Source organism: Alteromonas sp. BZK5, from assembly GCF_014349115.1.
Taxonomy (GTDB): Bacteria; Pseudomonadota; Gammaproteobacteria; order Enterobacterales; family Alteromonadaceae; genus Alteromonas; species Alteromonas macleodii.
The window spans coordinates 1-12,131 of record NZ_JACSOE010000094.1; the positions used below are offsets into that span (position 1 = coordinate 1).

Here is a 12,131-nt window from a genome sequence, read left to right on the forward strand (position 1 = left end):
GCACTCGCCTCATTCATCGATTTTGTTTGTTCCTCTTCATTACACCTTAAGTAGAACGAAAGAGAAACATGATGAGTCATACAAAGGTATGTCAAAAAATACCTTTGCATGTATTTCGAAACTGCGAGATAAAAATTACCACGCTGTAACACCACCATCTACTGCTATGGTTTGCCCGTTCATGTAAGAGTTGCCAGGGGAAAGCATCAGCATCATGGTGTTAACGATTTCTTGCGGTTCGCCTAGACGTTTCATAGGACTTCCCATGCCTAGTTGCTCGCGCGCTTCAGGGGTGTTGTACCCGTCTACGTTCAAAATATTGGTAGGACTATAGAATGGGCAAATTGCATTAACGCGAACATTCTTTCGGCCGTATTCCACCGCGGCTGTGCGGGTTATCCCCGAAACCGCGTGTTTTGCTGCAGCATAAGCACCGCCCTTGGGGGCTCCACCTAGTCCCGCAAGTGAGCTTACATTTAAAACGTGCCCTTGCTTTTGTGCAAGCATAACGGGTATTTGGTACTTCATTCCAAACATAACGCCTTTTACATTCACAGCGAACTGCGAGTCCATGATTTCCTCTGTCATTTGATGAATTGGTGCAGGGTTATGCGCTATGCCTGCATTATTTACGGCTATATCCAGTTTGCCAAAGGTTTCAATGGCTGTTTCAACCAGTGCCTTATTTAGCGACTCGCTAGCAATATTACCCGCTAGCACCACGACATCAGTGAGTGCTTTTACATCCTTTTTCGTTTCCTCAAGGGCGGTTTCGTTAATGTCTGAAAGAACGAGTTTTGCTCCTCGGTTAGCAAGACCTAGCGATAACAAGCGGCCAAAACCACTGCCTGCGCCGGTAATTAATACAACTTGCCCTGAAAAGTCGAGTAGAGCATCCATGGTAATCTCCTATTAGTAACTGTTAAATGTTTTTTGAAACGTGGCTATTTCAGCTGCGTTTGGTTTATAAATTGAATGAGTAATTTGGCTAGCATTTCCCCTTGATCTTCCTGGATAAAGTGACCACCGTTTTCTACAAGGGTATGAGCCATACCGCTGCTACCAGGAACGAGCTTTTGAAATACCTTATCGCCACCTTTAGTGACAGGGTCGCTATCACCGAAAGCCGTAACAAAAGGTTTGTCATATTGCTTTAGCTTTTCCCATGCCTGTCTATTCGCCTGTGCCTCAGCATTGTCTGGGCTTGTAGGAACAAGAATAGGGAACATACGTGCACCTGCTTTAAAGCTTTCGTCTGGAAAAGGGGCGTCGTAAGCTGCAAGCGTCGCCTCATCTAGAACAGTGGTTGTGGCGTTTTGAATGATCGTAGATGTGGGAAATACGGCGACATCCTGTGAGAATCGGCGCCATTTGATGAAAGCATCACTTGGCGGGTGGTCGCCAGTGGGCAAACCGGTATTAGACACCATTACACCCGAAAAACGCTCAGGCATATCGGCGACAAGTCGCAGGCCTAGTAAACCTCCCCAGTCTTGACAAAAGAGTGTAACGGGGCCTTTAGTAGCCTGTGAAAACCAGTCTTTTAGCCATATCACATGACGAGCGTAGGAGTAGTCCTCTTTTCTTACTGGTTTATCTGAGCGCCCAAAACCAATGAGATCCGGCGCGATGACATTGAATCCCGCATCAGCCAATATAGGCATCATCTTGCGGTATAAATAAGCCCACGTCGGTTCGCCGTGTATTAATAGCACGGTATGTCCATCTTTCGGTCCACATTGATAATGGGCCATTGTTATTTCACTGCTTACTGTGTCTGTTACTTCAGTGAAACAGGGGGAGTAGGGAAAGTCAGTGATCGTGTCGAAGGCGCTTTCCGGTGTTTTAAGCACTTGCATAGCCAATCATCCTTTTGTAAATAAAATGTAATTACAAGTGTTGCCTGATTAACAAAAACACCGGTTTTATTTTCTGTCAAATAAACCTTAGGCAAGGTAGGACAGGCTCTGCGCAGAGAAATGAATTCACAAAGGGGCTGGCGGTCAATATTAAATATTATGATAAATGTCTATAACACCAATAAACTTGGATGATTGACAACACTGCAATAACATCCAGTTAACGTGATAAACAGGACATGGTTATGACTGAGATGGAAAATAAAGCCGTAGAATATGCAGTACAACAGGGTGTTGCCACGCTGACAATGCAAAGTGCGCCCGTTAATGCGCTGTCACGCGCTATCAGAGTAGGGTTGATAGAAGGCATAAACAATGCACTAGATGACGACAGCGTACGTGCCATTGTTATTACTTCTTCACTACCTATTTTTTCGGGTGGAGCTGACATCAGCGAATTCTCTGGTGGCGATTTGTCTCCCATGCTGCCTGAGGTACTAGACAAGATTGAAAATGCGTCTAAGCCGGTTGTTGCTGTTCTCCCTGGACCAGCATTCGGCGGTGGCTTAGAAGTGGCGTTAGCTTGCCATCATCGCATCACCTTTGCCGACAATAAGGTGGGTCTTCCAGAGGTAAATCTAGGCATATTACCGGGCGCAGGCGGTACTCAGCGCCTTCCTCGTTTAGCCGACGCACAAACATCGTTAGAAATGATCGTAACAGGCAAGCCTACGTCGGTGGTCAAACTTCCAGGTGTCTTCGACAAAATTTCTGATAAGCCTGAGCATTTACTTGAAGATACAAAAGCGTATTTACAAGCATTAACGCCAGATAAAGCGATTAAACGCACCAGTGATATCACGCTGTCCATGTCTGACGAAACGCAGGCGGTGTTTGATGCAGTAACTGCACAAACTAAAAAAGCGACTCGTGGTTTCTTTGCTCCATTAAAATGTATCGAAGCGGTACGCGGCGCTTACACGCTCGCTTTTGAAGATGGCCTTAAAAATGAAGGCAAGCTTTTCATGGAGTGTATGAATACGCCACAGGCGCGTGCCCAGCAGCATTTCTTTTTTGCTGAACGCGCAGCAGGTCATGTGAGCGATTTCGACAAAAATACTCCTGAGCGCAACATTGATAAAGTTGCGATTATCGGCGCCGGAACAATGGGCGGTGGTATCGCTATGAACTTCGCCAATGCCGGCATTCCAGTCACAATGCTTGAGCTCAAAGAAGAAGCGCTAGAGAAGGGATTAGCGCTTATTAGAAAGAACTACGAAAACTCAGCGAAAAAAGGCAAGTTAACCCAAGAGCAGGTAGAGAGCCGCATGGCACTGCTTTCAGGTACCACGTCGTATGACGACTTAGCTGATGTTGATCTCGTCATCGAAGCCGTTTTCGAGAAGATGGAAGTAAAGAAAACCGTATTCTCGACGCTGGATAAAGTGTGTAAGCCAGGCGCCATTTTGGCTTCAAATACGTCAACACTGGATATAGACGAAATAGCGACAGCCACATCCCGTCCTGAAGATGTGATTGGTCTTCACTTTTTCTCGCCAGCGAATGTGATGAGACTGCTAGAAGTGGTTAAAGCAGAGAAGACATCTGCTGAAGTCATTAAAACCTGCATGAAGATGGCTAAACGCATCAAGAAAGTAGCGGTGTTGGTAGGCGTTTGCTTCGGATTCGTAGGTAACCGCATGATTGAGCCTTACGGCCGTGAAGCTAACCGCTTACTGCTAGAAGGAGCAACACCTGAGCAAGTTGATCGTGTTTTAACCGAGTTTGGCATGCCAATGGGGCCGTTCACTATGGGTGATATGGCTGGATTAGATATTGGTTACTATGTACGACAGTCTCGACAAGAGCACATTGCACACGACCCCGCTTACGGTGCAGTGGCAGATCGCTTAGTAGAAAAGGGGCGCAACGGACTCAAAACCGGACGCGGAGCTTACAACTATGAACCTGGGAGTCGAGTTCCTGTCCCAGATCCAGAAGTACTAGAAATTGCCAAGCAAGAAGCAGAACGTTTAGGCGTGGTTCAGCGTTCAGACATTAGCGATGAGGAAATTCTAGTTCGCGTCATGTACTCATTGATTAACGAAGGTGCTGCCATCTTAGAAGAAGGCATTGCAGCTAAATCTAGCGATATCGACGTGATTTATGTTTACGGTTATGGCTTCCCTGTGTATCGCGGCGGCCCTATGCAATATGCCGACGAAGTAGGGCTAGGCACTATTTTAGATAAGCTGACTACCTATCGTGATCAATTGGGTGATTACGGAAAGATGTGGCTTGAACCAAGTAATTTGTTGGTGAAATTGGCCCAAAGCGGCGGCACGTTTAAAAGCTATAAAGCGAAGTAGACATAGCTCTCGTTTCCGAGAGTTAATCGACAGTGAGAGCTAGCGATAGCTCTCGCTACCCGACATCCGAATTTGGTAAAGCTAGGTAATTTCGAGAAGAAGCACATAGGCCTAGCTAAACTTTGGCTGAACTTTCAGCCCAACTGAAAGGAACATGAAAATGCGCGATGCAGTTATCGTAAGTACAGCACGTACGCCAATCGGGCGCGCTTATAAAGGTGCACTGAACAATTTACCAGCCCCTTCATTAGGTGGCCATGCTATTCAAAACGCAGTAGCACGCGCAGGGATCGACCCTGCCAGTGTTGATGACGTGGTAATGGGCGCAGCGCTAACCCAAGGCAGTGGCGGCATGAATATTGGCCGCTTGGCTGGCCTAGCGGGTGGTTTACCGGTTACCGTAGCGGGTATGACACTCGACCGCCAATGCAGTTCTGGCATGTATGCCATTGCTACCGCAGCGAATTCAATTCGTACAGGCGATACCAACATAATGGTTGCGGGTGGCTTAGATTCTATCTCTTTAGTGCAAAACAAAAATATGAATATGTTTCGTGCAGTAGACCCTGCACTGGTTGCTAAGCACAAAGATATTTATATGCCAATGCTTCAAACTGCGGAAGTGGTGGGTAAGCGCTACAACATTAGCCGTGACGTACAAGACGAATACGGTTACCAAAGCCAAATGCGCACAGCAGCGGCTCAAGAAGCAGGTAAGTTTGATGATGAGATTGTACCTATCACAGCAACGCAAGCCTTATTTAATAAAGAAACAGGTGAAACCTCTGAGCGTGAAGTGACCTTGTCGAAAGACGAAGGAAATCGACCAGAAACAACGCTAGAGGGGCTTAAAGCGCTTAACCCAGTGATAGAAGGTGGTTGTATTACCGCAGGTAATGCAAGCCAGCTTTCTGATGGAGCCAGCGCGACAGTGATTATGGATGAGCACTCAGCGGCAAAAGGCAATGCTCAACCTCTTGGTATTTATCGCGGTATTGCAGTGGCAGGCTGTGAGCCAGATGAGATGGGAATTGGCCCAGTGTTCGCCATTCCTAAGCTATTAAAGCAGCATGGATTAACCATGGACGATATCGGTCTATGGGAGCTTAATGAAGCGTTTGCAGTACAGGTACTGTATTGCCGCGATAAGTTAGGCATTCCAGACGAATTATTAAACGTAAACGGTGGTGCCATTTCTATTGGTCACCCATACGGCATGAGCGGTGCTCGCATGGTGGGTCATGCACTCATCGAAGGTAAACGACGCGGTGCGAAATATGTTGTTTGCACCATGTGTATCGGTGGCGGCATGGGCGCTGCTGGTCTATTTGAAGTAATATAGGTATTGGGTATGGAAGGTTATAAAGCTCCACAACGTGACGCCATGTTTGTAACACATGAGCTACTAAATTATCAAAATCACTATCAAAAGCTTGGCTTCGACGAAGCATCAGAAGACTTGGTGTCGGCGATTTTCGCTGAAGCTGCAAAGTTTTCAGAGAACGTACTGGCACCCATCAATGCATCAGGCGATGAAGAAGGGTGTAAGTGGGTTGATGGTGAAGTAACAACGCCTAAAGGTTTTAAAGAAGCTTATCAAACGTATGTTGAGGGCGGATGGCCAGGAATGTCTCACCCTGAGGAATTTGGCGGTCAGGCATTGCCATATTCATTGTCATCTATCATTGCTGAGTGGTTTTCAGGCGCAAACCATTCTTGGGCGATGTACCCAGGTCTAAGCCAGGGGTGTATGGAAACCCTCAAGGCGCACGGTACTGAACTTCAGCAAAAAATGTTCCTAGAGAAACTGATAAGCGGTGAGTGGACAGGCACCATGTGTTTGACCGAAGCACACTGCGGTTCAGACCTTGGCATGTTGAAATGTCGCGCGGAACCTCAAGAAGATGGTACCTACAGCTTAACAGGAACGAAGATTTTTATTTCGGCAGGTGAACACGACTTGTCTGAAAATATCGTACACATTGTGTTAGCTCGATTGCCAGATGCGCCAGAGGGTACCAAAGGTATTTCACTATTTGTTGTGCCTAAGTTTAACGTTTCTGAAGATGGCGAAAAGCAAGATAGAAACGCAGTAGGATGCGGAAGCATTGAACATAAAATGGGGATCAAAGCCAGCGCAACCTGCGTGATCAACTTTGATGGTGCAAAAGGTTATTTGATTGGGCCACCAAACCGCGGCCTAAATTGCATGTTTACGTTCATGAATACCGCACGTATTGGCACTGGTCTAGAAGGCTTGGCATCATCTGAAGCAGCATTCCAAGGTGCGCTTCGCTACGCAAAAGACCGCATTCAGTTCCGTTCATTAACAGGGCGTAAAAATCCTGATGGCCCAGCTGATCCTATTATAGTGCACCCTGATGTACGTCGTATGCTGTTAACGCAGAAAGCGTTCGCGGAAGGCAACCGAGCGCTTGCCGCTTACTGTATGCAGTTAGTTGACGTTACTTTGTATGGTAGCGACGAGGCTGAGAAGCAACTTGCGGATGCAAAACTTGCATTCTTAACGCCTATCGTAAAAGCCTTTTTAACTGAAACCGCGCAAGAAGCCACGAGTTACGGTATGCAGGTTTATGGCGGCCACGGCTTTATCAAAGAATGGGGTATGGAGCAGCTAGCTCGCGATACCCGTATCTGCACCATGTATGAAGGTACTACAGGTATTCAAGCCGTTGACCTATTAGGTCGTAAAGTAATGGGCTCTAATGGCGAATTGCTTAATGTGTTTGTTCAAGAAGTGCGCGACTATTGTAATTCATTGCGCGATAACGCTCAGTTTAGTGCTTGGACTAACGCGCTAAACTCTCATCTTGACGAGTGGCAGCAGATCACTATGGATATCGGTAAGGCAGCAGCATCGAACCCAGATGAAATTGGTGCAGCGTCTGTCGATTACTTAATGTACTCAGGTTATGTCACCGTTGCTTACTTCTGGCTAAAAATGGCAGTGAAAGCACAAGAACAGCTTGATGCAGGTAGCACCGAAACCGAGTTTTATAAGAGTAAAATCTTAACAACGGGCTTCTACTTTGACCGTTTGTTAACCCGTACTCGCTCACTGGTTTCGGCAATGCAATCAGGCGCAGACAACTTGATGTCTATGCCAGAGAGTATGTTCGCTATCGAGTAACGACATAAAAGTAATACACGTGCGTTACTAAAAGACGTACGAAAGGCCGAGAAAATAATGTAGCCGAGAAAATGATTTAACCAAATAATCATTTGGATACGTTATTTTGCTCGGCTTTTTTGTTTCTTAAAAACAACATAGAGGAAGTGAGCACAGTGGTTGTGTCAAAGTACGTGAATGTTGAGGGAGCCAGCCTTCATTATTTATCCCGAACGCGTCGCACTGGTTACACAGGGAAAAACCTGAATGGGTACAAAAAGAAGTGATAAATTTTATAGGGTTCTAGAAAGGGGTGAGGCCCCTAAAAGGGGCCTCCAGTGCGGCGTCCTGCCGCTACCATGTTGAATCGTTACATCACATGGTGTGATTAATTAGTTATATTAGATTCTGCCGTTAAGCTCTGTTGAAATAGGAGAGCTTTGAAGACCTTGTTCAGCGATCCACGCTTGAAGTGTCTTACCGTCTGACTCAGGCTCTGCTAAGTCTTTGCTTGGCATTTTCTTAACCAGTAGAGTACCTACTTCAACCGCATTGCTAGTAAGAGCAGTGCGAATTAGGCTTTGGCCGTTACAAGAAATGCCAGAGTAGTAATCGCGAAGCTTAAGTTTGTAGTCCGATTGAACGCTACGCATTTTCTTACGTAGTTCGCCCTTGTCATCTGCTTGAACAATCGTGCAAATGTTTGCAAGTGCTTCGTTGATGTCATTAGCCTGAGCTGCGTTAGAAAAAGCTAAAGTTGATGCTGCAATTACTAGAGAAGTTTTAACGATTTTCAACATGGTTAAATTCCTTCGGTTGTTGTTATTAAGATTGTGTTAGTTCGTTGAGATGCATTAAACCCGAATCTAACTATTTGAAAAACATGTTGTAAAATAACATGGTATGTCAATCCATACCTAAAGTGTGAGCTTGCGTTACGAGCTCACGCATACCGTAGCTTGATTACCCAAGTTACTGGGTTGAAGAACGTGAAAATTTAAAGAGACAGAAAGTAAAAAGGCCCCGTAGCGGGACCTTTCATTGCAGCTGACGCTGCAACCATGTTGAATCGACTCACATGGCTATGTGAATTAGTGCTTAGATTCTATCGTTAAGCTCAGCAGAAATTGGCGAGCTCTGTAAGCCTTGCTCTGCTATCCACGCTTGAAGTGTTTTGCCGTCTGATTCAGGCTCAGAAAGGTCTTTGCTTGGCATTTTCTTAACAAGCAGTGTACCTACCTCAACTGCGTTGTTCGTTAAGGCCGTGCGGATAAGGCTTTGACCACCGCATGAAACACCTGAGTAATAATCACGTAACTTTAATTTGAAGTCAGACTGTACGCGACGCATCTTCTTACGCAATTCGCCTTTGTCGTCAGCCTGAACAATAGTACAGATGTTTGCTAGTGCCTCGTTTACGTCATTTGCTTGTGCTGCGTTTGAAAAAGCTAATGTTGATGCTGCGATGACTAGAGAAGTTTTAACGATTTTCAACATGGTTAAATTTCCTTCGTTATATTTGTTTAATTAATCGGTTTGTCTGTTCGGGATTAATTAAAAAACAATCAGGTCGAATGAAAAACATTCATTCAAATAACAAGGTATATCGAATAATACGTTAGACTAAAGATGTAACAGGTATAAAATGCGCTGTAGCCTTTAGTATTAAAGGGCGTAGGCAAACTAAGTTGAATTGCAATCGAAGATCAAAAAAACAGCCAAATAAAGTGCAAAAAAACAACGTTAATGCTGTTTTTTTGCTTTTTGTTGAAGTTAATGCGTATTAAAAATGTACGCAATAGGCATTTTATTAATAAGAAAAGAACGAAATTAAGAAGTAAGCAGTGCTGAGGCAGTACGTTCTGTCGTGATGAGCCCATTGAGCAATTTCGATCGCAGAGCGCCTCTTATAGCGTGCAGTTTGTTGTCGCCCGCTGCAACACCCACTACAGGCTTTTCTGGCGTTGCTTTCAACTTAAAGCTCGTTACTCTCTCGTTAATATCGCAACTAATCAGCGCACCTTCTTCATTAAAGATCCAGCTTATGATGTGGAGAACGTTCAAACGGGTATTGTTCACATTGATGTTGGTGGTTTTCATCGGGCATATGAAGCCATGTATGTAGACAGAATAACGCCTGCATCCACAAATGACGATATCGCAACGTTAAAGGCTCAGGGAGTAGGGGATACTCTTTTTTTATGCATTGAATTTTATCGACTGATATAAAAGAAAAAAGCGACCCGAAGGTCGCTTTCTAAAGTGCAGATTTCTCTGCAACCATGTTGAACTGGTTCACATGGTGTGAAACTGTTTTATAGGCGGTCGTTGATAACCGCAGCAATTGGGTTATCTTGCAGACCGTTTTCCGCAACCCAAGCTTGAAGTGTTTTTCCATCAGCTTCAGGTGCTTCTAAATCACTTTTTGGCATTTTCTTAACAAGTAACTCGCCAGCTTCTAAAGCATTGTTTAGCAGTGCTGTACGAATTAGGCTGTTACCGCCACAGCTAATTGCTGAGTAGTAGTCTTTAAGTTTCATACGGTAGTCTGATTCGACTGAACGCATTTTCTTACGTAGTTCGCCTTTATCGTCCGCTTGAACGATAGTGCAAATATTCGCTAGTGCTTCGTTAACATCAGCCTGTGCTACGCCCGACACACCTAATGTCGCTGCGATAACAAGAGAAGTTTTAACAATTTTCAACATGGTTAATTCCTCAAGTACTTCTATGGATTGTTTGTTTGTTCGGGAGGATTAAACGACAAAAATGAAATCTTGAAAACGTTCTAAGCGATACTTAGGTATGTGGTTTTATAAGTTTATGGAGACAAAAAAGCGCCCATAACGAGCGCTGTTTGGAGAAGTGGCGTTAGTGAGGTTTATAGTTGCTCGCTACTTCCATTATTTGTTCACGCATCCACATATGAGCGTGATCATGGTCGGCGCTTACATGCCAATAAAGGAAATACTCTACAGGCGGTAAATCAAAAGGAACCTCGTACAACGCAAGATCGTAATGTTTAGCAAGGTGATACGGCAGGCACGCGATTAGGTCTGTCTTTACTATCGTACTTGGAACGGTTAAAAAATGTTGACCTCGCATAACTTCCTTGCGTCTTTTGCCCATTTTATCTAACGCAATATCTATTGGACCCACACCAGATTTACGCTGTGACACATTAATATGGCCTAATCGTAGAAAGGTATCTAAGTTAAGCCCGTTTTTAAGCGCAGGATGATTTTTACGTGCTAACACAACAAGTCTGTCTTGGGCGATTTTTTCTTTACACAAATGAGGGTCTGTAAATGTCGATGCATCTGAGTAAAAGTCCAACGTGCCCGATGCCATCGCCGAAACAACTTGGCTTCTAGGAATCTCGTAATTGGTCAACCCAATATTTGGCGCCAAATTCTGCAAACGTGAAATGAGTCGAGGCATAATGCTTACTTCAAGCAAATCACGGCTGGCAAAGTTAAAGGACTTCTCGGCTGTGAGAGGGTCGAATGTATGACTTTCTTGCACGCTTCTGCGTAGTAAGGCTAAAGCTTGTCGAGCTGGAACAATAATATTTTGCGCTACGGGGGTAGGCGTCATACTGTGGCCAGTACGAACGAACAGCGGGTCGTTAAGCATTTCTCTTAGCCTTGCTAAAGAGTTACTTACCGCTGGTTGAGTAATGCATAAGACATCTGCTGCCTTGGTTAAGCTTCCTGCCGTGTAAATGGCGTCGAATACTGCAAAAAGGTTCAAATCGATTCTATTGAGATTCATAACTAATCCTTTAAGAGCGAGTGCCCTGAAAAAAGCCAATAGATGAAGAGGCGCTAGTTTGTATCACGGTGCGTTTAATAGAAAACTGTGATCCAATGCTACATAGCATCTACGAATAATTTACGTTAGTGTAACAAGAATATTTATAAATACCTATTATTAAAAGTTAATTGAAACATTCAAGGTAATAATAGTAGTTTTATCGTCAATAAATGGAGATTGGACTGAAAAATGAAAACACTTTTAGACGTAGCAGTGGGAGATACCCTTGAACAACCTGAATGGCTGGCGGTTACGCAGGACATGATCAATCAGTTTGCAGACGCCACGGGCGATCACCAGTGGATACATTTAGATGCTGCGCGCTGTGAAAAAGAAAGTCCCTTTAAAACAACAATTGCGCACGGCTTCTTGACTGCCAGTCTCATGCCTAAAGCATTCGCTGAAGTGATTGCGCCAGACGAACGTATCGCGTCTATGATTAATTATGGCATTGATAAGTTACGTTTTCTTGAACCAGTAAAAAGTAATGATGCCGTTAAATACCGATTCAAACTTGTCGAAATCACTGAAAAGGCGCAAGGGAAGCTTTATAAAGTAGAGGCAAGTTGCTTACTTAAATCGAATGGGAACCCTGCGCTAATAGGTGGCTTTCTCATGCTCGCGGTGCTTAAGCCTTGATAGATTGTTGTTGTACGCGGTAAAAGTGGCTGTATAGACTAGTACGGCATATTGCCAAATGCGTATTTCGATGCGTGTACTACGTCGTTGTCTAGTTGATATGTCGCACCGTGTATTGCAGAATCATAATGCCACAAAATAAAAAAAGCCTGAGATGCTGGCGTTTGTTGACCTTTGATATATAGCAAAGGTCAACAGGGCCTAGTTTAGCAATCGTCAGGGAGCCTGTAACAGATTCTGTGTAACTGCCATTAGTTAATGTGCTTTTCGAGTCGTTCCTCGAACTCGATAATAAAACGACTCATCGCCTGACGCCAG

At 44.6% G+C, this 12,131-nt stretch carries 11 protein-coding genes; 4 read left to right on the forward strand and 7 right to left on the reverse strand.

Annotated elements, in window-relative coordinates; translation table 11 throughout:
- Positions 1-135: 135 nt before the first annotated feature.
- Positions 136-900 carry an SDR family NAD(P)-dependent oxidoreductase gene (locus BIZ39_RS18250; protein ID WP_014949228.1) on the reverse strand — a complete coding sequence of 255 codons (765 nt, stop codon included), beginning with the start codon at positions 898-900 and terminating at the stop codon, positions 136-138.
- A gap of 44 nt (positions 901-944) precedes the next feature.
- The gene (locus BIZ39_RS18255; RefSeq protein WP_187447654.1) at positions 945-1,859 is read right to left on the reverse strand and encodes a haloalkane dehalogenase; all 915 of its coding nucleotides are present in this window, start codon (positions 1,857-1,859) and stop codon (positions 945-947) included.
- 245 nt (positions 1,860-2,104) lie between these two features.
- Between BIZ39_RS18255 and BIZ39_RS18260 the strand changes: the two genes are divergently transcribed.
- From BIZ39_RS18260 to BIZ39_RS18270, 3 genes are all read left to right on the forward strand, one after another.
- Positions 2,105-4,228 carry a 3-hydroxyacyl-CoA dehydrogenase NAD-binding domain-containing protein gene (locus BIZ39_RS18260; protein ID WP_187447655.1) on the forward strand — a complete coding sequence of 708 codons (2,124 nt, stop codon included), beginning with the start codon at positions 2,105-2,107 and terminating at the stop codon, positions 4,226-4,228.
- 160 nt (positions 4,229-4,388) lie between these two features.
- On the forward strand, positions 4,389-5,570 hold the full coding sequence (locus BIZ39_RS18265) for an acetyl-CoA C-acyltransferase (RefSeq protein ID WP_014949231.1): 1,182 nt from the start codon (positions 4,389-4,391) through the stop codon (positions 5,568-5,570).
- 9 nt (positions 5,571-5,579) lie between these two features.
- Positions 5,580-7,379, forward strand: coding sequence for an acyl-CoA dehydrogenase C-terminal domain-containing protein (locus BIZ39_RS18270; protein WP_187447656.1), 1,800 nt, complete (start codon positions 5,580-5,582; stop codon positions 7,377-7,379).
- A 380-nt stretch (positions 7,380-7,759) separates the two neighbouring features.
- On the opposite strand, the gene BIZ39_RS18275 is transcribed toward BIZ39_RS18270, so the two are convergent.
- The 5 genes from BIZ39_RS18275 to BIZ39_RS18295 form a co-directional block, all read right to left on the reverse strand.
- A complete protein-coding gene (locus BIZ39_RS18275) occupies positions 7,760-8,158 on the reverse strand; it encodes a DUF3718 domain-containing protein (protein ID WP_014949234.1) in 399 nt (132 codons plus the stop codon).
- Positions 8,159-8,456: 298 nt separating this feature from the next.
- A complete protein-coding gene (locus BIZ39_RS18280) occupies positions 8,457-8,855 on the reverse strand; it encodes a DUF3718 domain-containing protein (RefSeq protein ID WP_014949235.1) in 399 nt (132 codons plus the stop codon).
- 333 nt (positions 8,856-9,188) lie between these two features.
- Positions 9,189-9,458 carry a sugar-binding domain-containing protein gene (locus tag BIZ39_RS18285; RefSeq protein WP_049586643.1) on the reverse strand — a complete coding sequence of 90 codons (270 nt, stop codon included), beginning with the start codon at positions 9,456-9,458 and terminating at the stop codon, positions 9,189-9,191.
- A 215-nt stretch (positions 9,459-9,673) separates the two neighbouring features.
- Positions 9,674-10,066, reverse strand: coding sequence for a DUF3718 domain-containing protein (locus BIZ39_RS18290; protein ID WP_014949240.1), 393 nt, complete (start codon positions 10,064-10,066; stop codon positions 9,674-9,676).
- A 163-nt stretch (positions 10,067-10,229) separates the two neighbouring features.
- Positions 10,230-11,132, reverse strand: coding sequence for a LysR family transcriptional regulator (locus tag BIZ39_RS18295; RefSeq protein WP_014949246.1), 903 nt, complete (start codon positions 11,130-11,132; stop codon positions 10,230-10,232).
- A gap of 231 nt (positions 11,133-11,363) precedes the next feature.
- On the opposite strand from BIZ39_RS18295, the gene BIZ39_RS18300 reads away from it, so the two are divergent.
- On the forward strand, positions 11,364-11,813 hold the full coding sequence (locus tag BIZ39_RS18300; protein WP_187447657.1) for a MaoC family dehydratase: 450 nt from the start codon (positions 11,364-11,366) through the stop codon (positions 11,811-11,813).
- Positions 11,814-12,131: the final 318 nt, after the last annotated feature.